The following is a 26,565-nucleotide window of genomic DNA, read 5'->3' as shown; positions in this document are numbered from 1 at the left end:
AAGTTTGGAAGATGGGAGGGTTTTTTTGGGTGACGAGCTGAGGCAGCGTTTATCGCACTACACACAACGTGGACGGTGGCTTGTCGCGGTCAACAGGATCTGTCTTCCACTCTTCACGTCTTCCTGTGAATCGCCTTTTTAGCCCCACGGCCACCCTGGCCGGACGGATACTCAGGCGGGATAGGGCACGGACAGGCCGCCAAGGCCGCAGTAGCCGTCCGGGACGCGGGCGAGGTACTGCTGGTGGTAGTCCTCAGCGAAGTACCAGGCGTCCAGTGGCCGGATCTCCGTGGTGATGGCGCCGCGCCCTGCGGCGTCCAGCGCGGCCTGGTAGCGCTCGCGGCTGACCTCGGCGGCCGCCTGCTGCTCGGCCGAGTCCACATAGATCGCGGAGCGGTACTGCGTGCCGACATCATTGCCCTGGCGCATGCCCTGGGTCGGGTCGTGCCCTTCCCAGAACACGCGCAGCAGCGTCTCGAGCGGGACCCGGGCCGGGTCGAACACGATACGCACCAGCTCCGTATGCCCGGTCTGCCCGGTCTGCCCGGAACAGACCTCCCGATAGGTCGGGTTGCGGGTGTAGCCACCGCCATAGCCCACACTGGTCGAATACACGCCATCGGTCTGCCAGAACAGCCGCTCCGCGCCCCAGAAACAGCCCATGCCCACATGCAGTACCTGCATGCCATCCGGATAGGGCGGCGCCAACGGCGTGCCCAGTACCATGTGCCGCGGCGGGACCGGCAGCGGCTCGTCGCGCCCGGGCAGGGCCTCCTCGGGCGCGGGCATGCGCGGTTCGGAAAACGCAAACATCACAAAGGCTCCTTCCGGAAACGGGGTTCGTCAGCCGGGATCGGTCGGGGTCAGTCGGATCAGCTCACCCGGGTTGTGGTCGGTCAGTACCCATATCGCACCGTCGTGCACGCGCACATCGCGAATACGGCGGCGAAGCTCGGGCAGCAGGTCTTCCTCGTTGACCAGCTCGCGGCCTTCGAAGGTCAGCCTGCGCAGGGTCTGGCCCCGGAGCCCGCCGACCAGAAGATCACCATCCCAGTCGGCGAAGGCCGGGTCGCGCAGGATCGCCATGCCGGACGGGGCGATGGCCGGTGTCCAGTAGTGGATCGCGGACTCCATGCCCTCCTTCTCCGACTCGCCCGTGCCGATCGGGCCACCGGAGTACGCCCCACCATGCGAGATCACCGGCCAGCCATAGTTCAGGCCGCGCTCGATGATGTTGACCTCGTCGCCACCACGCGGGCCGTGCTCGTTCTGCCAGAAGGTGCCGGTCTCGGGATCGATCACCATGCCCTGCGGGTTGCGCACACCGATCACCCACAGCTCGGGGTGCGCGCCGTCCGTGTTCACGAACGGGTTGTCGTCCGGCACCGAGCCGTCATCGTGCAGGCGCACGATGCTGCCGGCGTGGTCATCCTTCTGCTGGGCGCGGTCATCATCGCCGCGATCACCCACGCTGACGTAGACATGGCCCCGATCGTCGAACGCGATACGCGAGCCGAAGTGGCGCCCGCCCCGCGCCGCCGGCGCGGCCGAGAACAGCACCTCGACCGCCTCCAGTGCCCCGTCCGTGAACTGCCCGCGGGCGAGCCGCGTGGTCTGTCCGCCCTCCACCCGCGCGGAGTAGGTGAAGTACAGCCAGCCGTTCTCCGCGTAGTCCGGATGCAGCGCGAGATCCAGCAGCCCACCCTGGTTATTCGCAACCAGGTCGTCCGGAAGACCGGACACCAGCTCGCCCCGACCGTCGAAGTCCTTCGCATCGGGGAAGTAGCGCAACTGCCCCGGCCGCTCGCTGATCAGCGCCCCGCCATCCGGCAGAAAGGCCATCGCCCAGGGGTGATTCAGTCCCGAGTGCAGCACCTCGCCCCGCAGTTCACCGTTCGCGGTGGAGAACTCCTCGGCGGCAACGCCGACCGCGCCCCCGCAGGCCACCAGGAATCCGCCCAGCAGGGGGGCTGCCAGCAACCGCCCCGAATATCGCCTGACCATGTTCGCGCCTCCTCGGTGTTATCGCCGTCCCCTTTGGTGCCCCGCAGTCGGCGCCGGGTTCCCTGCCTGGCAGGACGGGCACCAGTAGGTGGAACGCAGGTGTTCGCCCGCCAGTGCCCGCTCGATGGCTGTGCCGCAGACCCGGCAGGGCTGGCCGCGACGCCCGTACACGTACAGGTACTCGTCGGTCTCGGCCCGCTCGCGCGTGATGCGCGGCCCCGGCTTCAGGTTGCGCCGCAGCAGGCGCGCCGCGTCTCGATACATCGCCTGCAGGGCGTCATCCGCGATCGCGGCGACCGGATCGAGCGGGTGGCGCCGGTGCAGGAACAGTACCTCCGATTTGTAGATGTTCCCGATGCCGGACGCCAGCGACTGATCCAGCAGCACATCCAGAATCGGGCGCGGCGGCGGGCTGCGGTCGCGAACGCGCCGGACCACCGCGGCCAGGTCCAGACCCGGGTCCAGCAGGTCCGGCCCCACACGCGAATCCAGGCGTTCCGGGTCGGCGCGCGCCTCTGAGCGGGGCTGCCAGGCCAGTTCACGTGGATGGAAGCAGACCAGCACCCGGTCCGGCAGCCGCAGCACGGCCCAGGCCTGCTGCACGGGCTTGTTCCAGGCGGCTTCGGGCGCGTATTGATGCCAGGTTCCGTACATTCCCAGGTGGGTGCGCAGCTGCCAGGCGTGACCCGCGGCGTCGTCCAGCGCGATCAGCAGGTGCTTGCCGCGCGCGCTTACGCCCCGTGCGGCCATGGCCCCGTGTTCCACCAGCGCCGCACCGCGTCGCGATCGAGTGGCCACGGCCTCCAGCGCGGCGGTACCCAGCACCGGGCCGAGCGCCCGCGCCAGCTTGTGGATGGTATCGCCCTCGGGCATCGCGGAAGGTCGATCAGCGCCTGCGGTCGGGGTAGAGCGAGGCCTCGCCGTCGGGGCGGGTGCGGAACAGCCGCAGGCTCCACAGGTATTGCGCCGGTGCCTGTTCGATGCCGCGTTCCACGGCCACATTCATCTGGCGGGCATCCACTGCATCGTCACCGGAGGGATAGCCGTCCATGGGCGGCCAGAGCCGCATCACGTACTGGTCCGCCGCGCCGTCATACCAGGCGAAGCTCGGCAGCACCGCCGCCTTCGACATGCGCGCCAGCCGCGCCAGGGCTGTCAGCGTGGCCTTCTTCACACCGAAGAAGTCCACGAAGACCGCGCCCTCGGCGCCCAGGTCCTCGTCCGGCAGGTAGTAGAAGAAGCGACCGCGCCGCAGCTGGCGAATGGCCGGGCGCAGCCCCTGCTCGCGGGCGAAAATGTCACCCGAGTAGCGGGTGCGGCTGCGGTGATTGATCCACTCCAGCACCGGGTTCTTCATCGGCTTGGCGAACGAGACGCCGTCGTGCATCTGGCTCATGCGCACGCCGCCGTAGTCCAGCGCCAGCGAATGCGGCGCGAGGATGATCACCGGCGTGCCGGCATCGCGCAGGCGTTCGTAGTGCTCGAGGCCTTCGATACGGATCCGCGCGGCGTGCTGCCCGGGCTTGCCGAACCACAGCAGCCCGTAATCCAGCACGGTCTGGGCCTGATAGCGGTAGTAGGCCTCCAGGCGCTGGGCACGCTCGGCGGGGCTCAGCTCCGGGAAGCACAGTTCGAGGTTGCGCTCGGCGATCACGCGGCTGCGCCCGGCGAGACGGCGGATCAGACGCCCTAGGCCGCGCGCCATTACGCGCACGGCCGGGCGCGGCAGTTCCTGCAGCACCCAGGCCAGCCCCAGCAGCAGCCAGCTGCCCCAGTAGCGCGGCGCGAAATGGGCCGCGGTCAGGGGTGCCTGGTAGGCACCGGCATCGGTGCCGCGCGCGGCGCGCTCGTCGCTGGAACTCATGCGTCCCCGGGCCCGTCCGCAGCCGCCTGCTGCTTGCGGGCGCGCCTGGCGAAGACTTCCATCTCCTTCGCCGCCTGCAGGTCGCCTTTGTCCGTGGCGACCCGGATACCCTGCTCGCAGGCGGAGAGGGCCGCCTCCGGGCGCTCCAGCTCGACCAGGGTCCTGGCCAGCAGCTTCCAGGCCGCGGAATAGCCACCATCCAGCGCGAGTGCCCGCTCCAGATGCGGGACCGCCGCCTCCAGCTGGCCGTCAGTCGCCAGGGCATTCCCCAGCGAGAAACGCAGCATCGCGGAATCCTGTCCGCCATCCAGCATGTTCTGGAAACGCTCAATCATGTCGCTCATGGGGCACCTCCCGCGCCACGCCGCTTTGCATGCTTTCAGGCTAACGCCGCCAGAAGGCGGGCGACAGAAGCACCAGCACGGTAAAGATTTCCAGCCGTCCCATCAGCATGGCCAGCACCAGCACCCACTTGCTGAAGTCGTTGATGCCGGCATAGTTGGCCCCGACCTCGCCCAGCCCCGGGCCCAGATTGTTCAGCGTGGCCGCAACCGCCGAGAACGCAGTGACCTGGTCCAGCCCAGTCACCATCAGCAGGAGCATCATCACGACAAACACCATCACGTAGGCGGCGAGAAAGCCCCACACGGCCTGGACCACGCGGTCCGGCGCCTCCTTGCCATTCACCTTCACAGTGATCCGCGCGTGCGGATGGATGAGCCGTTTGATCTCGCGCTGCCCCTGTTTCATCAGAAGCAGGACGCGCACGACCTTCATCCCGCCCCCCGTGGAACCGGTGCAGGCCCCGATAAACGACAGGAAGATCAGCAGCACGGGAAGAAAACCCGGCCAGAGATAGAAGCTGTCCGTGGTGAAACCGGTCGTCGTCGCGATCGACACCACATGGAACAGGCCCTTGCGCAGGGCCTCCGAGGGTTCGCTGGCAAAGCCGCTCCAGAGCATGAAGGCCACCACGATCACGCCGGCACCCGCGAGCAGCAGCAGATAGGTCCGCAACTCCTCGTCACGGCGGTAGGGGCCCGCGGAGGCGCGGTGAAACGCGAGGAAATGCAGGGCGAAGTTCATGCCCGCCAGCACCATGAAGACAATGGCCACGGCCTCGATTCGCGCGCTTTCGAAGTGGCCGATACTCGCGTCGTATGGCGAAAATCCGCCAATCGCGACGGTCGAAAAGGCATGCGCGACGGCATCGAACGCCTCCATGCCGGCGGCCCAGTAGGCCAGTGCGCAGGCCACGGTCAGGCCCAGGTAGATGTACCAGAGGTTGCGTGCGGTCTCGGCGATGCGCGGGGTCAGCTTGTTGTCGCGGATCGGGCCCGGGGTCTCGGCCTTGAACAGCTGCATGCCGCCGACGCCCAGCAGCGGCAGGATGGCCACGGCCAGCACGATGATCCCCATGCCGCCCATCCACTGCAGCTGCTGGCGATACCACAGCAGGGCCCGCGGCAGGTCGTCGAGTCCGGTCAGCACCGTGGCCCCGGTCGTGGTCAGGCCGGACATGGACTCGAACGCGGCGTCGGTGAACGAGACCTGCAGGTTCGGGTCCAGGAACAGCGGCGTGGCCCCGGCGATCCCCAGCCCCAGCCAGAACAGCACCACCAGGATGAAGCCGTCGCGTGCCTGCAGTTCGCGCCGCGCCCGGTACAGCGGCCCCCACAGCAGACCGCCGATCAGCAGCAGCAGCGCGAACGCCTGCAGGAACACCCAGGCGGTAGCCTCGCCGTACAGGAAGCCGATCGCCGCCGGCGGCAGCATGGACAGGCTGAAGAGGGTCAGCAACATCCCGAGCAGGCGGGCGGTGGACGCGAGATGCAGCATAGACGCCGCCTAGAAGAACAGCGCCGTCGGCTGGAACAGGCGCTGGACCTGCTTCACTTTGCGGCGGTCGGTCACGAACAGGATCACGTGGTCACCGGCCGCGATCAGCGTGTCCCGGTGCGGGATGATGACCTCCTCGTCGCGCACCACCGCCCCGAGACTGGTGCCCTCGGGGAAATCGATCTCGTCGATCCGGCGGCCGACGACCTGAGAGGTGCGGGCATCGCCATTCACCACGGTCTCGATCGCCTCGGCCGCACCGCGACGCAGGGTATGCACGGTGGCGGTACCGCCCTCGCGCACCCGCGCCAGCAGCGCGCTTATGGTCGCCTGCTGCGGCGAGATCGCGACGTCGATCGCGCCGCTTTGCAGCAGGTCCACGTAGCTCGGCCGATTGATCAGCGACATCACCTTGCGCACGCCCCAGCGCTTGGCCAGCATCCCGGCGAAGATGTTGGCCTGGTCGTCGTTGGTCACCGCGCAGAACACGTCGCTGTGTTCGACATTGATGGATTCCAGGAAACGGTCGTCCGAACTGTCCCCCTGCAGCACCAGCACGTTGCCCGGAAGGGAGCGCGCCAGGTAGTCGGCGCGTTCGGAATCGCGCTCGATCACCTTGACCCGGTAGCGCTTGCTGAGGGTCTCGGCCAGGCGTTCGCCGATGTTGCCGCCGCCGGCGATCAGGATGCGCTTGTACGGCTTTTCCAGCTTGCGCAGCTCGGACGTCACCGCGCGGATGTTCTTCTTCGCGGCCACGAAGAACACCTCGTCGTCGGCCTCGATCACCGTCGAGCCGTCGGGCTGGATCGGACGGTCCTTGCGAAAGATGGCCGCCACCCGGGTCTGGATCCCGGGCATGTCGCTTTGCAGGTTCTTCAGCTCGTGCCCCACCAGCGGCCCGCCGTAGTAGGCGCGCACGCCCACCAGCGAGACGCGGCCCTCGGCGAACTCCAGCACCTGCAGCGAGCCGGGGTGCTCGATCAGACGCTGGATGTGGCTGGTCACGATCGCCTCGGGCGAGATCAGCATGTCCACCGGCATCGCGTCCTGCGCGAACAGCGCCGGGGTCTCGTGATAGTCCCGGGCGCGGACGCGGGCGATCTTGGTCTCGATGTTGAACAGAGTGGAGGCCACCTGACAGGCGACCATGTTGGTCTCGTCGGAGTTGGTCACCGCGATCAGCATCGACGCATCCTGCGCCCCCGCCGCCTCCAGCACCGAGGGGTGCGCGGCAAAGCCGTGGATGGTCTTGATGTCGAAGCGGTCTTCCAGCTCGGCCAGCATCTCGGCACGGTAGTCGACCACCGTGATGTCGATACCGTCGGCGCTCAGGGCCTCCGCCAGCGACTGCCCGACCTGACCGGCCCCCAGAATGATGATGTGCTTCATGCGACTCCCGTGGCGGCGCGGGTTCAGCCTTCGGACTTGACCCGCTTGGGATCGATGCCCAGCGCCTTGAACTTGCGGTACAGGTGCGTGCGTTCCAGCCCGACCCGCTCGGCCAGGCGGGTCATGTTGCCTTCGGACCGCTCCAGCTGCTGCTGCAGGTATTCGCGCTCGAACTGCTCGCGAGCCTCGCGCAGCGGCAGGTCGGGGATCGCCAGCACGCCCTCCCCGGCCTCCTCGCCGCGCTGCGGCTGACCGGTCAGGGTACGCTCCACCTCGTCACGGGTGATCTCGTCGCCAGAGCCCAGGATCATCAGCCGCTGCACCAGGTTGCGCAGCTCGCGCACATTGCCCGGCCAGTGATACTGCTGCAACCGCTCCAGGGCCGGGCGCTGAAACGCGCGCACCGGCAGCCCCTCCTGCTGATGCAGGTGGCGCATGTGGCATTCCAGCAGTTCCGGGATGTCCTCCGGGTGCTCGCGCAGCGGCGGGATCGTCAGTGGCAGGACATTGAGCCGGTAGTACAGGTCCTCGCGGAAGTGGCCCTGCGCCACTGCCTCCGCCAGATCATACTGGGTTGCCGCGATCACGCGCACGTTTACACTGATCGGCTGGTTGCCACCGATACGGGTGATGCGCTGGGTGTCCAGTGCGTGCAGCAGGCGGCCCTGGGTCTGCAGGTCCATCTCCGCGACCTCGTCCAGGAACAGCACCCCCCCGGCGGCCTGCTCCAGCAGCCCGTAGCGCACGTGCTCGCCCTGCTCGCTGCCGAACAGCTCGGCAATCGCCTCCTCGCCGGACAGCGAGCCCACCGAGACCACGATGAACGGGCTCTCGCGCCGCGCGCTGCGCGCATGCAGCAGGCGCGCGAAGGTCTGCTTGCCCACCCCCGGCTCGCCGGTGATCAGCACCCAGGTATCGTGCTGCGCCATGCGCTGCACCTGGTCGCGCAGGTTCACCATGGTGGCGCTGCTGCCCACCGGGTCGTGGACCGTGCCCGCATGCCGCTTCAGGCCCACGTTCTCGCGCTGCAGGCGCGCGGCCTCCAGGGCGTTGTGCAGGGTAATCAGCAGCTTGTCGATGGACAGCGGCTTCTCGATGAAATCGTAGGCCCCGAGCCGCGTGGCATCCACGGCGGTCTCGACGTTGCCATGGCCGGAGACCATCACCACCGGGCATGGCAGGCCCTCGTCGTCGCTCCACTCCTTGAGCAGCGAGATGCCATCGCCATCCGGCATCCAGACATCCAGCAGTATCAGGTCGGGGCGCCGGCTCCGGCGCTGCGCCTTGGCCTCGGTCACCGATCCGGCCAGCGCCACCTGGTAGCCCTCGTCCTCCAGTACATCCTTCAGCAGCATGCGGATGTCCGGCTCGTCATCGACAACGAGAATGTAGGCTTCGCTCATGCGGGCTCCTCGTGAACCACCGGGCCATGCTCCACCGGGATGCGGATGCGGAACACCGCCCCGCCGGGACCGGATTCCGCATTATGGCACTCAATCAGCCCGCCATGCTCCTCCACGATCTTCTGGGCGACGGCCAGACCCAGCCCGGTCCCGCGCGGCTTGTCCGTGGTGTAGGGCTCGAAGATGCGCTCCAGGAACTCCGGCTTGATGCCCGGGCCGGTATCGGTCACCCGCATCTCGATGTGCGGCCCGGCGGGATCGTCGAGATAGGCGGTCACCACATGCACCTCCATGCCGTCGGTACCCGCACCCGCCTCCAGGGCGTTCTTGATCAGGTTGTGCAGCAGCTGCCGCAGCCGCCCGGCATCGCCCTGGATGGGCGGCAGCGCTGGGTCGAGGGTCACATCCACCCGCGAACGCCCGTCCTGGTCCCGGTACAGTTCGCAGACATCGCGGATCAGCTGGTTCAGATCCACCGCCGCGCGCTCCAGCTGCGGTGCCTGGGCATAATCACGGAAGGCGTTGACCAGGGTCTTCATCGCCTCCACCTGCTGCACGATGGTACCCGTGGCACGGTCCAGCACCTCGCGATCGGCCCCCTCCAGTACCTTGCCCAGACGCCTCGAAAGGCGCTCGGCGGAGAGCTGGATCGGGGTCAGCGGGTTCTTGATCTCGTGCGCCAGACGCCGGGCCACCTCGCCCCAGGCCGCGTCGCGCTGCGCCTTCAGGAACTCGGTCATGTCGTCGAACACGATCGCGTGCAGGCCGCGACTGGAACCGGACGTCGGCAGCCAGACCGCACGCGTCATCAGCACCTTGCGCCCGGTACGGGTGAACACCACCACCTGGCGCGACCACTCCTCCTCCTGACGCACCAGGGCATCGCTGATTGCCTCGAAGAACTGCGCCACCAGCGGACAATCGTCCCCCAGCTCCGACATCACCCGGGTACGCCCGCCCTGGAGGTCACATTCCAGGATCTCGCTGGCTGCGGCGTTGGCGGTACGCAGACGCAGGCTGCCGTCCAGTGCCAGCACCCCGGAACGCAGGTGCTGCAGCACGCTTTCCAGATAGGCGCGCTCGGCATCCAGCAGACGGCGGTTGCGCTCGGCCTCGTCGCGCGCCTCGTTCAGGGTGCGCGTCATGGTGTTGAACGACTGCACCAGGAAACCCAGCTCGTCGGCGCGCTGCACCGCGAGGCGGGTGCTGTAGTCGCCCTGCGCCACCATGCGCGTGCCCTGCACCAGGTCGGAGATCGGGCGCACCATGCGCCGCGCCACCAGCAGCCCGGCCCACAGCGCCGCCATCAGCGAGATCGCCAGCGCCAGTGACAGGGTAAACACGAATCCCTGGATCATCGGTCCGCGCAGGTAGGCAAATTCGCGGTAGTCCGCAAACGCATCCTGAACGCGCAGGGACAGAGCGCTCATGCGCGGATCCACCGGGTAGATACCCTGCAGGATGCGGTTCTCGGAACCCGGCCGGCGGCTGCTGGTGGTGGCTACGACGCGGATAATCAGCGACCCGTCGGAACGCGGCTCCAGACGCGAGTACGGCTGCTCCGGGCGCACTCGCATCAGTACGTCGGAATCGGGCGGGGTGGGCAGGCGCCGGATCGGGCTGTCGGTGCTGGAGGCAATGATGCGGTTGTTGGAGCCCACCAGCGTGAGCTCCTGGGCCCCGACCTGACGCCGGTAGTCATTCAGCGCCAGCGGCACCAGCCCCTCGGAGACGCCCTCCAGTTCGGCCATCAGTTCCTGCGTCTCGGTCGCCAGCTGGCGCACGCGCAGATCCAGCGAGGAACGCGACAACTCCAGTGCATCCTCCAGCGCCGACTCCACGCGCACGTCGAACCAGGAGTCAACCCCCTCGTTCAGGAACTTGAAGGAGAAGTAGTAGACCACCGAGACCGGCAGCACCGCGACCAGCATGAACACCGCGACCAGCCGCAGCGTCAGGCGGCTGCCCGGCACGCCCCGGCGATACTGGATCGCCATGCGCACCAGCTGAAAGATGATCAGGCCGCCCAGCACCACCAGAATGGCGGCGTGGAACACCAGCAGCCACAGGAACAGCTGTTCGAAACGCGCCTGATCCTGAGCGGCATTGCCCATGACCACCAGCGAGGTCAGCAGCAGCGCGAACAGCAGGCCGATCCCCAACAGCCCCCAGGGGAACCCCCTCAGTCCAGGGAACGACTGATTCATTCACACACCCGCGCTCGAGTCGCGTTTGCGTGCAAACCACGCGCGGTGACCGCCGTGCAGTCATTCTGCACAAGGGGACCGCAACGCCGTGCCAACGCGAGTGTGTACATAAATCAGTCTTCCCCTAGCGGCCATCGCAACCATTCCTGGCGCGTGGTCAGGTCGCCGCGCAACCCGGCGTCGAGCTGCAGCGGCAGCGGCAGCGCGGAATACACCAGCACCAGCCGCGCGGCCAGCTCCAGCTCCCCCGGGCTGGTGCGCACCGACGGCGGTACGTCGGTCAGGCGCAGACGCCCGAGCCGGCGGGCGACCAGCTCCAGGGCATCACCCAGGGTCGGTTTCAGATCCATGCGCTCGTCGGCCACCGTCGTCACCAGGTAATGCCGGTTCAGCGCAAAGTATTGCAGCTGCACGCGGCGCGTCTCGGCGGCCAGGGTATCGCGCCCGACCCGCCGGCTGTGCTCCAGGCGCGCATCCGCCTCGAACTCCAGGGTCACCCCGTTGGCCAGGGCATCCTCCAGTACGGCGGGCAGACGCATGTCGATATCCAGCCGCACCAGCAGCGTGTGCTCATCCAGCCAGAGGTGGTTGGCGCCACGGACCTCCACCGCCGAAGCCGGGCCGGTCCAGGCCAGAAGCAGGCACAGCAGCGCGAGCGGCCAGCCCCTTGAGAGCACACAGGCCGACATCAACGGGCCTGCTTCTCCAGAAGCGCGTAGTAGAAACCGTCTCCTCCCTCGAGCCCCAGCGGCAGCGATACGCCGACACTGCGCGCCACGGCGCCGGGGATGCCCTCGGTGCCGTTCACCGGCAGGACGCGCGCATCCGCGGTGGCCGCGACGAACGGCGCCACGACGGCATCGTTTTCCGGCGACAGCAGCGAACAGGTGGCGTACAGCAGTCGACCACCGGGGCGCAGCAACGGCCAGGCCGCGGCCAGCAGTCGGGCCTGCTCGGCGGCCAGGCGCGGGATGTCCTCGGGCCGGCGCAGGGTCTTGATATCCGGGTGGCGGCGCAGGACACCGGTGGCCGAGCAGGGCACGTCCAGCAGGATCGCATCGAAGGCCTGACCGCCCCACCAGGCATCCGTCGCCTCCAGGTCCGCGGCCACCAGCTGCGCCGGGTAGCCCAGCCGGTCGAGGTTCTCGCGCACCTGCCCGAGGCGCTCCGGATCGTTGTCCAGCGCGGTCAGGTCCAGCTGGCCCACGGCATGCTCCAGCAGGTGGCCGGTCTTGCCACCGGGGGCCGCGCAGGCATCCAGAACGCGCTCGCCCGCGCGCGGCGCGAGCAGCGCCGCCGCCCACTGCGCCGAGGCATCCTGCACCGACAGCCGTCCGTCGAAGAACCCCGGCAGGGCCCCGACGTCGGCTGGCTGTTCCAGGGTCAACGCGCTGGCCAGCGCGGGGTGGGGCCGGGCCGGGAGTCCCGCCTCTGCCAGGGCCTCCAGGGCCGCCTCGCGGGTGCCATGGTGCAGATTCACGCGCAGCGTCATCGGGGCCGGCCGCGTCGAGGCCTCCAGCAGCGCCTCCCAGTCTTCCGGCCAGGAGGCACGAACCGCGTCCAGCAGCCAGGCCGGGACGGCATAACGCAGCACCGGGTCCGCCGCGATGCGGCGCCCCAGGGCTTCCTGTTCGCGCTGCGCACGCCGCAGAATCGCATTGACCATGCCCACCGCACCGGGGCGGTGGATCTCCCGGGCCAGTTCCGCGTTCTCGCGCACGGCAGCGTGATCACGGGTGCCGAAGTGCAGTAACTCGGCAAGCCCCTGCGCCAGCAACACTCCGATCACCGCGTCCTTCCTGCGCAGCGGACGGTCGAGAAACCCGGATACCAGGCCCTCGAGCTGCGGATACCAGCGCAACGTGGTGTAGGCCAGTGCCTGCACCCAGGCCGCATCGCGTGCCTCCAGGCCCTCGGTCACCAGATCCACGGCCTGGGTCAGCGACTGGCCCTGCAGCACTACGCGCTCGGCGGCCTCCAGCGCCCGCTGGCGCGGCGACCGCGAGTCAACACGGGACGGCACCACGCGCTTCGCACGGGTACCCATCAGACAGCCCCCGTCAGGATCTGCCCGACCAGGTCCGCATTGCGCGCCCAGTCGGCGGCCGCCACTGGACGCCGCCCGGGCAGCTGCACCGTGAGCAGGCGCAGCAGGCCGTCCCCGGTGACCACATCCACGCCCTCCGGCCCGGCCGCGAGGATAGTCCCCGGCGTGGCCGTGCTCGAACCCGCCAACGGGACAGCCGCATGGACCCGCACCACCTGGTCCTGCCAGCCGGCCTGAGCCACCGGCCAGGGATTGAAGGCGCGGACCTGCCGATCCAGGGCCGCGGCCGAACGCGACCAGTCGAGCCAGGCCTCCTGCTTGTCCAGCTTGTGTGCATAGGTCGCCTGCGCATCATCCTGCGGTTGCGGCACGGACGCCCCCCGCGCGATCGCCGGCAGCCGCTCCAGCAGGAGCTCGGCACCCTCGCGGGCAAGTTCATCGTGAAGCGTGCCGGTCGTCGTCTGCGCGGTGATCGCGACCCTGCGGCAGGCATGCACCGGTCCGGTATCCAGCCCCGGTGCCATCTGCATCAGGCAGACCCCGGTTTCGTGGTCACCGGCGAGGATGGCGCGGTGGATCGGGGCTGCCCCGCGCCAGCGTGGCAGCAGCGAGGCATGGATATTGAGCCCGCCCAGCGGGGGCAGCTCCAGCACGGCACGGGGCAGGATCAGCCCGTAGGCCGCCACGATCAGCACATCCGGGCGCCAGCCCGCGAGTTCCGCCCGGGCCTCGGGCGACTTCAGCGATTCCGGCTGCACGACCGGCAGCCCCGCGGCCTCCGCGACCACCTTGACCGGACCGGGGCGCAGCTTGCGCCCGCGGCCGGACGGACGGTCCGGCTGGGTATACACCGCCACCGGCGCATGACCCGCGGCGATCAGCGCCTGCAGGGCTGGAACGGCAAAGTCCGGGGTCCCCGCGTAGACGATGCGCAGGGACGCGACTTCCGTGTCCGTCACCCCCATCAGACCGCGGGGACCGCGGCCTTGTCCCCCGCGCGGGCGCCCTGCTTCTCCAGCTTCTTGCGAATACGGTTGCGCTTCAGGCTGGACAGGTAGTCGACGAACAGCTTGCCGTCGAGGTGATCGATCTCGTGCTGGATGCACACCGCCAGCAGGCCGTCGACGTCCAGCTCGAAGGGCTTGCCGTCGCGTCCCAGCGCGCGCACGCGGATGCTGTCGGCACGCTGCACCTTTTCATAGAAGCCGGGCACCGAGAGGCAGCCCTCATCCATTGCCTCTTCGCCCCGGGTCTCGAGGATCTCGGGATTGATCAGGGCATGCGGCTCGCTCTGGTCCTCGGACACGTCGGCCACCAGCACGCGCTTCTGCACGTTGATCTGGGTCGCCGCCAGGCCGATGCCGGGAGCGGCGTACATGGTCTCGAACATGTCATCCACCAGGGTGCGGATCTCGTCATCCACATCGGTGACCGGTTCGGCCTTCAGGCGCAGCCGGGGGTCGGGGAAGTGCAGGATTTCACGCTTGGCCATGAAAAAACCTCAAACTTTGTACTGTACAGACGTCGCAATTCTGCTAACGTTGGACCGCAATATCCGCGGAATTGCGTCATCCGACTGGGGCCGGGCCACAGGAAGGCTCGGGGAGCGCGCGGACCTGACAGGGGACATTAAATGTACAAGACCCGGGCCACCACGACCTTCGTTCTTCCGAGCATTCTGTTCAGTGTAACGCTGTTGCTGGGCGCCTGCGCGGCGACCCCGGAAAATGGCGGCGCCGACGCCAGCGCGACCGAAAGCGGCGAAACCCGCAACGCGCCGCGCACCGCCGCCGACGCGACGCAGGAACGCCAGACCACCGAGGCGGAACCCGAGATCCGTGATTCCGCCCCCGAACGCTACGTGGTGAAAAAGGGCGACACGCTCTGGGATATCTCCGCGATGTTCCTCGAAGACCCGTGGTACTGGCCGGAGATCTGGCTGGTCAATCCCGAGATCGAAAACCCGCACCTGATCTATCCGGGTGACGTCCTGAGCATCTACTACGTGGATGGCCGCCCGCGCATCACGGTCGACGGCGGCCCGCGCGTGCGCCCAACCCACCGCCTGTCGCCCGAGGTCCGGGTGGTGGAACGCGACCGTGACGTCTCCCCGATCTCCACCCTGCAGTCGTTCATGTTCCGCCCGCAGGTGCTGGACGAAGAGACCCTGGAAAACGCCCCGTACATCCTCGCCTCGCAGGACGAGCGCGTGATCTTTGGCCCGGGCGACCGCGTCTACGTGCGCAACGCCGAGGACACCGAACGCTACGAGCTCTATCACATCGTGCGTGACGACGGCATGCTGATCGACCCGGATACCGGCGAGGACCTGGGTGTCGCCACGCTGCCGGTGGGCGAGGCCGAGATCCTTGAACCCGGCAACGTCGCCCGCGCCGACATCCGCAAGGGCGAGCGCGAGGCGATCCGCGGCGACCGCCTGGTGCCCTACGCCGAGGAACAGGACATGCTGTTCGACATCGGTCGTCCGCCCGCCGGGACCGAAGGCACGATCATCTCGCTGTTCGACGCCATCAGCCAGATCGGCCAGTTGCAGGCGGCCATCATTAACCGCGGCGCGCGCGACGGCATCGAGAACGGCCAGGTCTTCACCGCTTTCTCCGCCGGCCGCGAGGTCCGCGACCCGATCAGCGATCGCGCCAACGATGTGGTCACCCTGCCGGAAGAGGAAGTCGGCACCGTCATGGTCTTCCAGACCTTCGAGAAGGTGTCCTACGTGCTGGTGACCGAGGCCGAGCGTACCCTGCGCGAGGGCGACAAGGTTCGCACCCCCTGATCGGGACTGCGACCGGGCGGCATGCGTGATGCCGGCGCGGCAGCCGCCCCGCACGAGGACTGGCTGCAACTGATCAACACCCCCGGCCTCGGCCCGCGGCGCCTGCTGCAACTGGTCGAGGCCTTCGGGTCTCCAGGCAATGCCCTGGCCGCCCCTGCGGCCGAATGGCAGCGCGCGGGCGTCGACCTCAAGCTGGATACCGCCGCCCACAAAGCCCGCGAGGCCGGGGCGCAGGCCGACCAGGCCTGGCTGGATGCCGACCCCCGGCACACATTGCTGTGCCTGGACGACCCTGACTACCCGCCCCTGCTGGCGGAACTCCCCGACCCACCCCCGGTGCTATACCTGAACGGCGCGCGCAAGCTGCTGCGCAGCCCACAGGTGGGCATCGTTGGCAGCCGCGAGGCCACCCCGCAGGGCGAGCGCCTGGCCACCGAATTCGCGCGCGAGCTGGCCGGGGCCGGACTGACGGTCACCAGCGGCCTGGCGCGAGGCATCGACGGCGCGGCCCACGAGGGTGCCCTGGCCGCGTCCGGCGGGCGCACCATCGCGGTCGTGGCCACCGGGCCCGACCGCATCTACCCCGCCCAGCATCGGCGCCTGGCGCACCGCATCGCGGACCACGGCCTGGTGGTCTCGCTGTGGCCTACCGACACCCGCCCACTGGCACGCAACTTCCCGCAGCGCAACCGCGTGATCAGCGGCCTGTCACTGGCGACCCTGGTCGTCGAGGCAGCGCTGAAGAGCGGATCCCTGATCACCGCGCGGCTCGCCGCCGAACAGGGGCGCCAGGTCTACGCCGTACCCGGCTCGGTGCTGAGCTCGACCAGCCGCGGCTGCCACCGGCTGATCCGCGATGGCGCCCAACTGGTGGAATCGGCCGAGGAGATCCTGGATGACCTCGCGGACTGGCTGGGCGTCGCGCCCGATGCGCCTCCGGCCGCGACCGAACCCGCCTCCGACCCGCAGGATCCGGAGCAGGAACGCGTACTGCAGGCGATGGGTTTCGACCCGGTGGCACTGGAAACCCTGCGCGAACGCACCAAATTGACCATCGAACAGCTTTCATCCATGCTGGTTTTGCTGGAACTGAACGGCCGTGTGGCCGCCCTCGACCACGGGCGCTACCAGCGCCTCGACGCAGGATCCCCCGAATCATGAACGAAAGCGTGCTGGATGTGCTCATGTACCTGTTCGAGCACACCATCGACGAGGAATCCGACGAGGAGCCGGACCGCTCGGAACTGGAGCGCCATCTGGTGGAGGCCGGTTTTGCCCGCCGCGAAATCGACCGCGCCCTGGGCTGGCTGGATCGCTTGATGAGCGAATCCCCGCTTGCGGGTCGGGGCGGCGACGGTGCCGCGCACCGCATCTATGCCCCCGAGGAACGCAAGCGCCTGGACATCGAGGCGCACGGCTTCCTGCTGCACCTGGAACAGAACGGACTGCTGACCGCCGGCACCCGCGAGCTGGTGCTGGACCGCGTGATGGAGCTGGACGCCGAGGAGATCGACCTCGACCAGCTGCGCTGGGTGGTGCTGATGGTGCTGTTCAACCAGCCCGACGACGCAATCGCCTACTCCCGCCTGGAGGAGGTCATGCGCGACGATTCGGGCCCTGCGGCCGTGGATTATCTGCACTGATTCCTCCGTCTTCCGGTGGATACACGGTAGCCACAGACATTTTCCTCATCTAGTCTTTAGCGCCCGTGAACCCGGTCGCTGTCATGCGACCGCGATCGCCCCGATACGGAACCCGCTGCCACGGAGACGGTCCCGAGCGACATGAGCAAGCACCTCGTCATCGTAGAGTCGCCCGCCAAGGGCAAGACCATCGAGAAGTATCTCGGCCCGGACTACCAGGTCATGGCCTCCTATGGCCATGTACGCGATCTGGTCCCCAAGGAGGGCGCGGTGGACCCGGAAAACGGGTTCCGCATGAAGTACGACATCATCGAGCGCAGCGAGAAGCAGATCGAGGCGATCGCCAAGGCGCTGAAGAAATCCGACGACCTGATCCTCGCGACTGACCCCGACCGCGAAGGCGAGGCCATCTCCTGGCACCTCTATGAGGTGCTGCGCGACCGCGGCCTGCTGGACGATCGCGGCGTGCACCGGGTCGTATTCCACGAGATCACCAAGAAGGCGATCCAGCAGGCGATCGAGGAGCCGCGCGACCTCGCCAAACCCCTGATCGATGCCCAGCAGGCGCGCCGCGCGCTGGACTACCTGGTCGGCTTCAACCTCTCGCCGCTGCTGTGGCGCAAGATCAAGCGCGGCCTGTCCGCCGGGCGCGTGCAAAGCCCGGCACTGCGCATGATCTGCGAGCGCGAGAACGAGATCGAGGCCTTCGTCCCTCGCGAATACTGGACCCTGGATGCGAAGGTCGAGCGCCAGAGCCAGCCGTTCACCGCGCGCCTGACTTACCTGGACGGCAACAAGCTGGACCAGTTCGACCTGAACAGCGCCGAGCTCGCGCACGACGCCCAGAAGCGCCTGACCGAGGCCGCGAACGGCGCACTGCGCGTCGCCAAGGTCGAGAAGAAGCAGCGCCGCCGCAACCCGGCCGCGCCGTTCACCACCTCGACCCTGCAGCAGGAGGCCTCGCGCAAGCTGGGCTTTACCGCATCGCGCACCATGCGCACCGCGCAGCAGCTGTACGAGGGGATCGATCTGGGCTCCGGCGCGATCGGCCTGATCACCTACATGCGTACCGACTCGGTGGCCCTGGCCGGCGAGGCGATCGGCGAGATCCGCGGCCTGATCGAGGAGCGCTACGGGGCCAACAACGTCCCCGACAGCCCGCGCCAGTACAAGACCAAGTCGAAGAACGCGCAGGAGGCCCACGAGGCCATTCGCCCGACCTCCGTGCGCCGCCTGCCGAACGAGGTCCGCGAGCGCCTGAGCAGCGACCAGGCCCGGCTGTACGACCTGATCTGGAAGCGCACCGTCGCCTGCCAGATGATCCACGCGACCTTCGACACCGTCGCTGCCGACCTGGTCCCGGGCGACAGCCGGCACCAGTTCCGTGCCACCGGCTCCACCCTGGTCGACCCCGGCTTCATCGCGGTCTACCAGGAGGGCCGCGACGACGCGCAGGATGACGACGAGGACAAGCGCCTGCCGGAGATGGCCGAGGGCGACACGGTCAAACTCGAAGAGGTCACCGCCGACCAGCACTTCACCGAGCCGCCGCCGCGCTACACCGAGGCCAGCCTGGTGAAGACGCTGGAGGAATACGGCATCGGCCGTCCGTCCACCTACGCCAGCATCATCTCCACGCTGCAGTCGCGCGAGTACGTGGAGATGGACGGCAAGCGCTTCATCCCGACCGACACCGGCCGGATCGTGAACAGCTTCCTGACCCAGCACTTCGACCGCTACGTGGACTACGACTTCACCGCAAAGCTCGAGGACGAGCTGGACGCGATCTCGCGCGGCGAGAAGGACTGGGTCCCGGTGCTGGAGGATTTCTGGGGCGACTTCCGCGACCGGGTGAAGGAGAAGGAAGAAAACGTCACCCGCGCCGAGGCCGTGCAGTCGCGCGAGCTGGGCACCGATCCACAGAGCGGACGCCCGGTCAGCGTGCGCCTGGGTCGTTTCGGCCCGATCGTGCAGATCGGCACCAAGGACGACGAGGAGAAGCCGCGCTTCGCCGGCCTGCTGCCCGGGCAGAAGATGGACAAGATCACCCTCGACGAGGCGCTGGAGCTGTTCAAGCTGCCGCGCGACCTCGGCGAGACCCCCGAGGGCGAGCCGGTGATGGTGAACATCGGCCGCTTCGGGCCGTACGTGAAGTACGGCTCCAAGTACGCCTCCCTCGGCCCGGATGACGACGTCTGGACCATCGAGCTGCCACGCGCGCTGGAGATCGTCGCCGAGAAGAAGAAAAAGGACGCCGAACGCTTCATCAAGAGCTTCGACGCGGAGGGCATCCAGGTCCTCAACGGCCGCTACGGACCGTATGTGACCGACGGCAACAAGAACGCCAAGATCCCCAAGGAGACCGATCCCAAGTCCCTGACGCTGGAGCAGTGCCAGGAGCTGATCGCCGCCGCCCCGGAACGCAAGGGCCGCGGCCGCAAGGGGGCGGCCAAGTCGACCGCCAAGTCGTCGACCGCGAAGAAGACGACCACGAAAAAGGCGGCCACCACCAAGAAGGCCGCCAGCAAGACGGGCACGAAAAAGACCGCCGCCAGGAAGATCACATCGAAGAAGGCCCCGACGAAGAAGGCCTCGACCGCCAAGTCGGGTAGCACGAAGTCCGGCAGCGGCGACAGCGCCGGCGACAGCCGCCTGAGTGCCCAGCCTTCCGGCGACCGTGGATCCGAATAGCCAGCCGCTGCTGACCCCCGAGATCGAACCCGTCGCGCAGTGCGTGCGCGACGGCGGCGTGATCGCCTACCCCACCGAGGCGGTCTTCGGCCTCGGCTGCCGGCCTGATGCTTCCCAGGCGATCGATCGCATCCTCGAGATCAAGGGCCGGCCGGCCGCCAAGGGGCTGATCGTGGTCACCGACCGGCTGGAGCGCCTCGCGCCCTGGCTGGCGCCGCTACCGGCCGAGCGCCGGGCCGAGGTCGACGCCAGCTGGCCGGGGCCGACCACCTGGCTGCTGCCCGTCACCGATACCTGCCCGCCGCTCCTGCGCGGCGAACACGACAGCCTCGCGGTACGCGTCACCGCCCACCCGGAGACGCGCGCGCTGTGCGCGGCCGCCGAAAGCGCGCTGGTCTCCACCAGCGCCAATCGCGCGGGCGCGGAGCCCTGCCGAACCTGGGATTGCGTTGCCTCACAACTCGGCGCGGGCATCGATGCGATCCTGCAGGCAGAATGTGGCGGGCGCACCGCACCCAGCGCGATCCGCGATGCCCGCACCGGGGCCTGGCTCCGGGGCGCGCCGGACACCCACGAATAACCAACCGGGACGCAGCATGACCCAGGACCACGTCTCCATCGACCGAGTGATCGACTACCTGCAGGGCCTGCAGGACCGCATCTGCCAGGGCCTCGAGGGTCTGGATGGCCAGGCCCGCTTCCAGGAAGACGCCTGGGAACGCCCGGCCGGCGGCGGCGGCCGCACCCGCGTGCTGCGCGAGGGGCGGGTCTTCGAGCAGGCCGGGGTCAACTTCTCCCACGTAATGGGCGACAACCTCCCGGCCTCGGCCACCGCACACCGCCCGGAGATGGCCGGGCGCTCGTTCCAGGCCACCGGCGTGTCGCTGGTGATCCACCCGCACAACCCGTATGTGCCGACCTCGCACGCGAACGTACGCTTCTTCATCGCGGAGAAGCCCGGCGAGGAACCGATCTGGTGGTTCGGCGGCGGCTTCGACCTGACGCCCTACTACGGTTTCGACGCGGACTGCATTCACTGGCACCGCACGGCCGAGGCTGCCTGCCGCCCGTTCGGCGAGCACCTCTACCCGGCGCACAAGAAGTGGTGCGACGAGTACTTCCACCTCAAGCACCGCGACGAGCCGCGCGGCGTCGGCGGGCTGTTCTTCGACGACTTCAGCGAGGGCGGCTTCGAGCACGCCTTCGGCTACATGCAGAGCGTCGGCAACGCCTATCTGGACGCCTACGCCCCAATCGTCGAGCGTCGCCACGCGACCGAATACGGCGAGCGCGAGCGCCAGTTCCAGCTCTACCGGCGCGGGCGCTATGTCGAGTTCAACCTGGTCTACGACCGCGGTACCCTGTTCGGCCTGCAGTCGGGCGGGCGCACCGAGTCGATCCTGATGTCGCTGCCGCCACTGGTGCGCTGGGAGTACAACTACCAGCCGGAGGCCGGCACGCCCGAGGCCGAACTCTACGAACGCTACCTGAAACCGCGCGACTGGCTGGCCGAGGCCGACCAGTAACAAGGCCCGCAACAAGACCCACGCAAGGATCTGGTATGACCGCACCGATCGCCCCCTATCCCGCCGGCCGCCCGCGCCGCATGCGTCGCGACGCCTTCTCCCGCCGCCTGATGCGCGAGCATCACCTGCGCGCGGACGACCTGATCCTGCCGGTGTTCGTCACCGAGGGCGAGGGGGTGCGCGAGGCGGTACCGTCGATGCCCGACGTGGAACGCGTCAGCATCGACCTGTTGCTGGAGGAGGCGGCCGCGGCCGTGCGCCTCGGCATCCCGGCCCTGGCCCTGTTCCCGGTGGTCCCGGGCGAGAAGAAGAGCCTGGATGCCGCCGAGGCCTGGAACCCCGACGGCCTGGCCCAGCGCGCGGTACGCGCCCTGAAGCAGGCCCACCCCGAGCTCGGCGTGATCACCGACGTCGCCCTGGACCCGTTCACCACCCACGGCCAGGACGGCATCATCGACGACGACGGCTTTGTTGTGAACGACATCACCGTCGAGGCCCTGGTGAAGCAGGCCCTGTCGCATGCCGCGGCCGGGGCCGACGTGGTCGCCCCCTCCGACATGATGGACGGGCGCATTGGCGCGATCCGCACCGCACTGGAGGACGGCGGGCACGTACACACCCGCATCCTCGCCTACTCCGCCAAGTACGCCTCGGCCTTCTACGGGCCGTTCCGCGATGCGGTGGGCTCGGCCGGCAATCTGGGCAAGGGCGGCAAGGAGACCTACCAGATGGACCCGGCCAACGGCGACGAGGCCCTGCACGAGGTCGCGCTCGACCTGGCCGAGGGCGCCGACATGGTGATGGTCAAGCCGGGGATGCCGTATCTGGACGTGGTCCGCCGTATCCGCGACGCGTTCCAGCGCCCGACCTTCGTCTATCACGTCTCCGGCGAGTACGCGATGCTCAAGGCCGCCGCCGAACGCGGCTGGCTGGACGAACGTGCCTGTGTGCTGGAGGCCCTGACCGGCATGAAGCGCGCCGGGGCCGACGGCATCCTCACCTACTACGCCCGCAGCGTGGCCGAATGGCTGGCGGAGGACGCGGCCCGATGAGCGAGCCGCGCCCGGATCGCCCCGATCGTTATGGCGTGGTCGGCAACCCGATCCGCCATTCGCTGTCGCCGCGCATCCACGCCCTGTTCGCCGAACAGACCGGGCAGCACCTGACCTACGAAGCCCTGCTGGGCACCCCGGGGCAGTTCGCCGAGGAGGTCTGGGCGTGGTTCTCCTCCGGGTTCCGGGGCCTGAACGTGACCGTCCCGTTCAAGGAAGAGGCCTTCGCCCTGGCCCGGGTATTGACCGGCCGTGCCCGGCGCGCCGGCGCCGTGAACACCCTCTGGCGCGACGACGAGCGCCAGCTCCACGGCGACAACACCGACGGCATCGGCTTCTGCCGCGACCTCGACCGCCTGGGTGGCGAGGTGCCCGGCCGGCGTATCCTGATCCTCGGGGCCGGCGGCGCAACCCGCGGGCTGCTGCAGCCCCTACTGGAGCGCCGCCCCGCGGAACTGGTGATCGCCAACCGCACCGCGGCGCGGGCCGAGGCGCTGGCCGAGGACTTCGCCGACCTGGCGATCGAGACCGAACTCTCCGCCTGCGGCCTCGACGCCCTGCCCGCCGGCCCGTTCGACCTGGTCATCAACGCCACCGCCGCCGGCCTGTCCGATGAGGGCCTGGCCCTGCCCGCGACGCTGGTGCACCCGGGCAGCCTGGCCTACGACCTGGTCTACGGCCCGGGTGCGGCCCGGTTCCTCGACTGGGCCAATGACGCCGGCTGTCGGCAGACGGCCGACGGCCTGGGCATGCTGGTCGAGCAGGCCGCCGAGGCCTTCGCGATCTGGCGCGGCGTCCACCCCGACACTGCATCGGTTTTGCGCCAACTACGTCACGAAAGCGCCGAGCAATAGCACAGCCTGATTCCGGGTTCATGGACGGTTCACGCGCCTGACCGCAAGCTGGCGGGTATCCATCGCGCCATTTGGCCAGCAACACGAACACGGGAGAAACACCATGCAACGCATCCTCGCCCTGGCCGCCACCAGTGCTCTTGTCCTGGTAATGGGCTGCACCACCATCGATCCATATACCGGGGAGGAACGCGTCTCGCGCGCCACCATCGGGGCCGGCATCGGCGCGGCCACCGGCGCCGTGCTCGGCAGTGTCACCAGCAGCCGTAACCGCACCCAGCGCGCGATGATCGGGGCCGGCATCGGCGCCCTCGCCGGCGGCGCCATCGGCAACTACATGGATCAGCAGGAGGACGCTCTGCGCGAGCAGCTGCGCGGGACTGGCGTCAGCGTGACCCGCGACGGCGATAACATCATCCTCAACATGCCGAGCAACATCACCTTCGATTTCGACCGCAGCGACATCAAGCCGGAATTCGGGGATGTACTGGACTCGGTGGCCCTGGTCCTGGAGGAGTTTGACCAGACCGGCATCGAGGTCGCCGGTCACACCGACAGCACCGGGCGAGTCGAATACAACATGGATCTGTCCCAGCGCCGCGCCAACAGCGTGGGCCAGGCCCTGATCCGGCGCGGCGTGCAGCCGGTGCGTGTGCACACCATTGGCTTTGGCCCGCACCAGCCGGTGGCCACCAACGACACCGACGCGGGCCGCCAGCAGAACCGCCGGGTGGAACTGACCCTGTTCCCGCTGACCGCCGACTGATCGTCACCCGCACGCAGGCACCGCTCCCGGCGCGGTGCCTGCGTGCGTCCGGGGCGCTCTCCGCGCTGGACACCCCCACCCTTCCTGCGGCAGAATCCCGATCATTCGTCGCACCGTCATTTTTCGGTGCAATCGCGTCCATTCTCGTCAGGATCGCTACCGATTCCCGCTGCCATGGCGTCCATACTGCTGCTCAACGGCCCCAATCTGAACCTGCTGGGACAGCGGGAGCCAGAGCGTTACGGCGCCCAGACCCTCGCGGACATCGAGACCGATCTGGCAACCCGCGCGCGTGACGCCGGGGTCGCGCTCGATTGCTTCCAGAGCAACCACGAGGGCGCGCTGATCGACCGCATTCATGCCGCCCCCGGCGAGGGCGTGCAACGCATCCTGATCAATCCGGGCGGCCTGACCCACACCAGCGTCAGCCTGCGCGATGCCCTCCTGGGTGTTGCCATCCCGTTCTACGAGATTCATATCAGCAACATTCACGCCCGCGAGCCCTTCCGCCAGACGTCACGCCTGAGCGATGTGGCCGCCGGCCTGGTCAGTGGCTTCGGCGTCATGGGCTACCGGCTGGCGCTGGACGCGGCGCTTGCAGCCATCACGGAATAAGAGGCTTCCATGGACATTCGCAAGGTCAAGAAACTGATCGACCTGCTCGACGAGAGCGGCATCCACGAGATCGAGATCCACGAAGGCGAGGAGTCGGTCCGTATCACGCGCTCGGCCAGCGGCACCGCCGTTGCCGCACCGGCCCCGGCGCCCCTGCCCGCCACGGCACCGGCACCAGCCGGCACACCGCCCGCGGCCGCCCCGGCCGACGTGGCCAGCGCGCCCCCGGAGATGGACGGTCACCGCGTCACCGCCCCGATGGTCGGCACGTTCTATCGCGCCCCCAGTCCTGGCTCGAATCCATTTGTCGAGGTCGGGCAAACGGTAGAGGTCGGCGAGACCCTGTGCATCATCGAAGCGATGAAGATGCTCAATCCGATCGAAGCCGACCAGGCAGGGACGGTCCGCGACATCCTGGTCGAGAACGGCAACCCGGTGGAATACGGGCAGCCGCTGTTCATCATCGGATGAACCCATCCGCCGGGCTGCACGCCCGGCTTCGCTGGAAACAGGTTCGAGCATGTTTGAAAAAATTCTGATCGCCAACCGCGGCGAGATCGCCCTGCGGGTCCTGCGCGCCTGCCGCGAGATGGGTATCGCCACCGTCGCCGCACACTCCAGCGCCGATCGCGACCTGAAGCATGTCCGCCTGGCGGATGAATCGGTCTGCATCGGCCCCGCAGCCTCCGGCGAGAGCTACCTGAACATCCCCGCGTTGATCGCCGCAGCCGAGGTCACCGACGCCGGCGCGATCCACCCCGGCTACGGGTTCCTGTCGGAGAACGCCGACTTCGCCGAGCGTGTGGAATCCAGCGGCTTCGCCTTTATCGGCCCGCGCGCCGAGACCATCCGCCTGATGGGTGACAAGGTCTCCGCCAAGCAGGCCATGCTGGAGGCCAACGTGCCCTGTGTGCCCGGCTCCGGCGGCGCGATAGGCGACGATGCGGACACCAATCTGGCCCTGGCACGGGAGATCGGGTATCCGGTCATCATCAAGGCCGCCGCCGGCGGGGGTGGTCGCGGCATGCGCGTGGTGCACACCGAGGGCGCGCTGCTGAACGCGATCTCGCTGACCCGCAACGAGGCCCAGCAGGGCTTCGGCAACGACACCCTGTACATGGAGAAATACCTGGAGCATCCGCGTCACGTGGAGTTCCAGATCCTCGCCGATACCCACGGCAACGCCGTATGCCTGGGCGAACGCGACTGCTCCATGCAGCGTCGTCACCAGAAGGTGATCGAGGAGGCCCCGGCCCCGGGCATCAGCGACGAACAGCGCCAGACCATGGCGGAACGCCTGATCCGCGCCTGCCGGGACATCGGCTATCGCGGCGCCGGCACCTTCGAGTTCCTGTACGAGAATGGGGCGTTCTACTTCATCGAGATGAACACCCGCCTGCAGGTCGAACACACGGTCACCGAGCAGGTCACCGGCATCGACCTGGTGCGCGAGCAGATCCGCATCGCCGCCGGCGAGCCACTGGGCTACACCCAGGACGACGTCCACATCAACGGCCATGCGATCGAGTGCCGCATCAACGCCGAGGACCCGAGCACCTTCATGCCCAGTCCCGGCACCATCCAGCAGTACCACGCCCCCGGCGGGCCGGGCATCCGCATGGATACCCACATCTACAACGGTTACGCGGTGCCGCCCTACTACGACTCGATGATCGGCAAGCTGATCGCCCACGGGAACAGCCGCGAGATCGCGCTCGCGCGTATGCGCGGGGCCCTCGGCGAGATCGTGGTGGATGGCATCCAGACCAATGTCGCCCTGCACCACGACCTGATGATCGACGCCAACTTCCAGCGCGGCGGGACCGACATCCACTACCTAGAGAAAAAACTGAAGGCACAGGCCTGACGGC

The 26,565-nt window shown here is 68.4% G+C and carries 25 protein-coding genes; 12 read left to right on the top strand and 13 right to left on the bottom strand.

Going from position 1 to position 26,565, the window contains the following annotated elements:
• Positions 1–171: 171 nt before the first annotated feature.
• The 13 genes from msrA to def all read right to left on the bottom strand — a co-directional run bounded on the left by msrA (position 172) and on the right by def (position 14,245).
• Positions 172–813, bottom strand: coding sequence for a peptide-methionine (S)-S-oxide reductase MsrA (gene msrA / locus D000_RS0108945; RefSeq protein ID WP_018873194.1), 642 nt, complete (start codon positions 811–813; stop codon positions 172–174).
• A gap of 30 nt (positions 814–843) precedes the next feature.
• Positions 844–2,004: a PQQ-dependent sugar dehydrogenase gene (locus D000_RS0108940; protein ID WP_026279875.1), complete on the bottom strand. Its 1,161-nt coding sequence runs from the start codon at positions 2,002–2,004 to the stop codon at positions 844–846.
• Positions 2,005–2,022: 18 nt separating this feature from the next.
• Positions 2,023–2,877 (bottom strand): DNA-formamidopyrimidine glycosylase family protein, encoded by an 855-nt coding sequence (locus tag D000_RS0108935; protein WP_018873192.1) that lies wholly within the window; start codon positions 2,875–2,877, stop codon positions 2,023–2,025.
• A gap of 13 nt (positions 2,878–2,890) precedes the next feature.
• Entirely contained in the window at positions 2,891–3,868 is a 978-nt protein-coding gene (locus D000_RS0108930; protein WP_018873191.1) for a lipid A biosynthesis acyltransferase, read from the bottom strand.
• On the bottom strand, positions 3,865–4,212 hold the full coding sequence (locus D000_RS0108925; protein ID WP_018873190.1) for a tetratricopeptide repeat protein: 348 nt from the start codon (positions 4,210–4,212) through the stop codon (positions 3,865–3,867). The genes D000_RS0108930 and D000_RS0108925 overlap by 4 nt, the downstream gene beginning before the upstream one ends.
• Positions 4,213–4,252: 40 nt before the next feature.
• Positions 4,253–5,707, bottom strand: a complete 1,455-nt coding sequence (locus D000_RS0108920) for a TrkH family potassium uptake protein (protein WP_018873189.1) — start codon at positions 5,705–5,707, stop codon at positions 4,253–4,255.
• Positions 5,708–5,716: 9 nt separating this feature from the next.
• On the bottom strand, positions 5,717–7,096 hold the full coding sequence (trkA, locus tag D000_RS0108915) for a Trk system potassium transporter TrkA (RefSeq protein ID WP_018873188.1): 1,380 nt from the start codon (positions 7,094–7,096) through the stop codon (positions 5,717–5,719).
• Between the two features lie 23 nt (positions 7,097–7,119).
• Entirely contained in the window at positions 7,120–8,499 is a 1,380-nt protein-coding gene (locus tag D000_RS0108910; protein WP_018873187.1) for a sigma-54 dependent transcriptional regulator, read from the bottom strand.
• The gene (locus tag D000_RS0108905; RefSeq protein WP_051074955.1) at positions 8,496–10,706 is read right to left on the bottom strand and encodes an ATP-binding protein; all 2,211 of its coding nucleotides are present in this window, start codon (positions 10,704–10,706) and stop codon (positions 8,496–8,498) included. The genes D000_RS0108910 and D000_RS0108905 overlap by 4 nt, the downstream gene beginning before the upstream one ends.
• Positions 10,707–10,819: 113 nt before the next feature.
• Positions 10,820–11,395 carry a DUF4390 domain-containing protein gene (locus D000_RS0108900; protein ID WP_018873185.1) on the bottom strand — a complete coding sequence of 192 codons (576 nt, stop codon included), beginning with the start codon at positions 11,393–11,395 and terminating at the stop codon, positions 10,820–10,822.
• Complete coding sequence (gene rsmB, locus D000_RS0108895; RefSeq protein ID WP_018873184.1) at positions 11,395–12,753, bottom strand: 16S rRNA (cytosine(967)-C(5))-methyltransferase RsmB; 1,359 nt, start codon at positions 12,751–12,753, stop codon at positions 11,395–11,397. Before rsmB ends, D000_RS0108900 begins: the two co-directional genes overlap by 1 nt.
• Positions 12,753–13,718: a methionyl-tRNA formyltransferase gene (gene fmt / locus D000_RS0108890; RefSeq protein ID WP_018873183.1), complete on the bottom strand. Its 966-nt coding sequence runs from the start codon at positions 13,716–13,718 to the stop codon at positions 12,753–12,755. Before fmt ends, rsmB begins: the two co-directional genes overlap by 1 nt.
• Positions 13,718–14,245 (bottom strand): peptide deformylase, encoded by a 528-nt coding sequence (def, locus tag D000_RS0108885; protein WP_018873182.1) that lies wholly within the window; start codon positions 14,243–14,245, stop codon positions 13,718–13,720. The genes fmt and def overlap by 1 nt, the downstream gene beginning before the upstream one ends.
• Positions 14,246–14,386: 141 nt before the next feature.
• Here def and D000_RS0108880 point away from each other — a divergent pair, with 141 nt between their 5' ends.
• The 12 genes from D000_RS0108880 to accC all read left to right on the top strand — a co-directional run bounded on the left by D000_RS0108880 (position 14,387) and on the right by accC (position 26,561).
• The gene (locus D000_RS0108880) at positions 14,387–15,547 is read left to right on the top strand and encodes a LysM peptidoglycan-binding domain-containing protein (protein WP_018873181.1); all 1,161 of its coding nucleotides are present in this window, start codon (positions 14,387–14,389) and stop codon (positions 15,545–15,547) included.
• Between the two features lie 21 nt (positions 15,548–15,568).
• Positions 15,569–16,708: a DNA-processing protein DprA gene (dprA, locus tag D000_RS0108875; RefSeq protein ID WP_018873180.1), complete on the top strand. Its 1,140-nt coding sequence runs from the start codon at positions 15,569–15,571 to the stop codon at positions 16,706–16,708.
• On the top strand, positions 16,705–17,190 hold the full coding sequence (locus tag D000_RS0108870) for a DUF494 family protein (RefSeq protein WP_018873179.1): 486 nt from the start codon (positions 16,705–16,707) through the stop codon (positions 17,188–17,190). Before dprA ends, D000_RS0108870 begins: the two co-directional genes overlap by 4 nt.
• A 141-nt stretch (positions 17,191–17,331) precedes the next feature.
• On the top strand, positions 17,332–19,881 hold the full coding sequence (locus tag D000_RS0108865) for a DNA topoisomerase I (RefSeq protein ID WP_018873178.1): 2,550 nt from the start codon (positions 17,332–17,334) through the stop codon (positions 19,879–19,881).
• The gene (locus tag D000_RS0108860; RefSeq protein ID WP_018873177.1) at positions 19,868–20,461 is read left to right on the top strand and encodes an L-threonylcarbamoyladenylate synthase; all 594 of its coding nucleotides are present in this window, start codon (positions 19,868–19,870) and stop codon (positions 20,459–20,461) included. The genes D000_RS0108865 and D000_RS0108860 overlap by 14 nt, the downstream gene beginning before the upstream one ends.
• A 16-nt stretch (positions 20,462–20,477) precedes the next feature.
• Entirely contained in the window at positions 20,478–21,407 is a 930-nt protein-coding gene (gene hemF / locus D000_RS0108855) for an oxygen-dependent coproporphyrinogen oxidase (RefSeq protein ID WP_018873176.1), read from the top strand.
• Between the two features lie 35 nt (positions 21,408–21,442).
• Positions 21,443–22,459, top strand: coding sequence for a porphobilinogen synthase (gene hemB / locus D000_RS0108850; RefSeq protein ID WP_018873175.1), 1,017 nt, complete (start codon positions 21,443–21,445; stop codon positions 22,457–22,459).
• Positions 22,456–23,313: a shikimate dehydrogenase gene (aroE, locus tag D000_RS0108845; RefSeq protein ID WP_018873174.1), complete on the top strand. Its 858-nt coding sequence runs from the start codon at positions 22,456–22,458 to the stop codon at positions 23,311–23,313. The genes hemB and aroE overlap by 4 nt, the downstream gene beginning before the upstream one ends.
• A gap of 103 nt (positions 23,314–23,416) precedes the next feature.
• Positions 23,417–24,079: an OmpA family protein gene (locus tag D000_RS0108840; protein WP_018873173.1), complete on the top strand. Its 663-nt coding sequence runs from the start codon at positions 23,417–23,419 to the stop codon at positions 24,077–24,079.
• Positions 24,080–24,253: 174 nt separating this feature from the next.
• Positions 24,254–24,694, top strand: coding sequence for a type II 3-dehydroquinate dehydratase (aroQ, locus tag D000_RS0108835; protein WP_018873172.1), 441 nt, complete (start codon positions 24,254–24,256; stop codon positions 24,692–24,694).
• A gap of 9 nt (positions 24,695–24,703) precedes the next feature.
• Positions 24,704–25,165 carry an acetyl-CoA carboxylase biotin carboxyl carrier protein gene (accB, locus tag D000_RS0108830; protein WP_018873171.1) on the top strand — a complete coding sequence of 154 codons (462 nt, stop codon included), beginning with the start codon at positions 24,704–24,706 and terminating at the stop codon, positions 25,163–25,165.
• A 49-nt stretch (positions 25,166–25,214) separates the two neighbouring features.
• Complete coding sequence (gene accC, locus D000_RS0108825) at positions 25,215–26,561, top strand: acetyl-CoA carboxylase biotin carboxylase subunit (RefSeq protein WP_018873170.1); 1,347 nt, start codon at positions 25,215–25,217, stop codon at positions 26,559–26,561.
• Positions 26,562–26,565 lie beyond the last annotated feature (4 nt).

Source organism: Thioalkalivibrio sp. ALJ16 (assembly GCF_000377345.1).
Taxonomy (GTDB): Bacteria; Pseudomonadota; Gammaproteobacteria; order Ectothiorhodospirales; family Ectothiorhodospiraceae; genus Thioalkalivibrio.
Note: the sequence above shows the minus strand (reverse complement) of the source record. Positions and strands in the feature narration are given on the sequence as shown.

Excerpts from the sequence above, each read along its gene's own strand:
- D000_RS0108865 (WP_018873178.1), top strand. The coding sequence starts at position 17,332 with ATGAGCAAGCACCTCGTCATCGTAGAGTCGCCCGCCAAGGGCAAGACC.
- D000_RS0108870 (WP_018873179.1), top strand. The coding sequence starts at position 16,705 with ATGAACGAAAGCGTGCTGGATGTGCTCATGTACCTGTTCGAGCACACC.
- D000_RS0108840 (WP_018873173.1), top strand. The coding sequence starts at position 23,417 with ATGCAACGCATCCTCGCCCTGGCCGCCACCAGTGCTCTTGTCCTGGTA.
- D000_RS0108920 (WP_018873189.1), bottom strand. The coding sequence starts at position 5,707 with ATGCTGCATCTCGCGTCCACCGCCCGCCTGCTCGGGATGTTGCTGACC.
- dprA (WP_018873180.1), top strand. The coding sequence starts at position 15,569 with ATGCGTGATGCCGGCGCGGCAGCCGCCCCGCACGAGGACTGGCTGCAA.
- D000_RS0108935 (WP_018873192.1), bottom strand. The coding sequence starts at position 2,877 with ATGCCCGAGGGCGATACCATCCACAAGCTGGCGCGGGCGCTCGGCCCG.
- hemB (WP_018873175.1), top strand. The coding sequence starts at position 21,443 with ATGACCGCACCGATCGCCCCCTATCCCGCCGGCCGCCCGCGCCGCATG.
- aroE (WP_018873174.1), top strand. The coding sequence starts at position 22,456 with ATGAGCGAGCCGCGCCCGGATCGCCCCGATCGTTATGGCGTGGTCGGC.
- D000_RS0108930 (WP_018873191.1), bottom strand. The coding sequence starts at position 3,868 with ATGAGTTCCAGCGACGAGCGCGCCGCGCGCGGCACCGATGCCGGTGCC.
- accB (WP_018873171.1), top strand. The coding sequence starts at position 24,704 with ATGGACATTCGCAAGGTCAAGAAACTGATCGACCTGCTCGACGAGAGC.
- trkA (WP_018873188.1), bottom strand. The coding sequence starts at position 7,096 with ATGAAGCACATCATCATTCTGGGGGCCGGTCAGGTCGGGCAGTCGCTG.
- def (WP_018873182.1), bottom strand. The coding sequence starts at position 14,245 with ATGGCCAAGCGTGAAATCCTGCACTTCCCCGACCCCCGGCTGCGCCTG.
- D000_RS0108905 (WP_051074955.1), bottom strand. The coding sequence starts at position 10,706 with ATGAATCAGTCGTTCCCTGGACTGAGGGGGTTCCCCTGGGGGCTGTTG.
- accC (WP_018873170.1), top strand. The coding sequence starts at position 25,215 with ATGTTTGAAAAAATTCTGATCGCCAACCGCGGCGAGATCGCCCTGCGG.
- fmt (WP_018873183.1), bottom strand. The coding sequence starts at position 13,718 with ATGGGGGTGACGGACACGGAAGTCGCGTCCCTGCGCATCGTCTACGCG.
- hemF (WP_018873176.1), top strand. The coding sequence starts at position 20,478 with ATGACCCAGGACCACGTCTCCATCGACCGAGTGATCGACTACCTGCAG.
- D000_RS0108940 (WP_026279875.1), bottom strand. The coding sequence starts at position 2,004 with ATGGTCAGGCGATATTCGGGGCGGTTGCTGGCAGCCCCCCTGCTGGGC.
- D000_RS0108900 (WP_018873185.1), bottom strand. The coding sequence starts at position 11,395 with ATGTCGGCCTGTGTGCTCTCAAGGGGCTGGCCGCTCGCGCTGCTGTGC.
- D000_RS0108910 (WP_018873187.1), bottom strand. The coding sequence starts at position 8,499 with ATGAGCGAAGCCTACATTCTCGTTGTCGATGACGAGCCGGACATCCGC.
- D000_RS0108880 (WP_018873181.1), top strand. The coding sequence starts at position 14,387 with ATGTACAAGACCCGGGCCACCACGACCTTCGTTCTTCCGAGCATTCTG.
- msrA (WP_018873194.1), bottom strand. The coding sequence starts at position 813 with ATGTTTGCGTTTTCCGAACCGCGCATGCCCGCGCCCGAGGAGGCCCTG.
- D000_RS0108925 (WP_018873190.1), bottom strand. The coding sequence starts at position 4,212 with ATGAGCGACATGATTGAGCGTTTCCAGAACATGCTGGATGGCGGACAG.
- rsmB (WP_018873184.1), bottom strand. The coding sequence starts at position 12,753 with ATGGGTACCCGTGCGAAGCGCGTGGTGCCGTCCCGTGTTGACTCGCGG.
- aroQ (WP_018873172.1), top strand. The coding sequence starts at position 24,254 with ATGGCGTCCATACTGCTGCTCAACGGCCCCAATCTGAACCTGCTGGGA.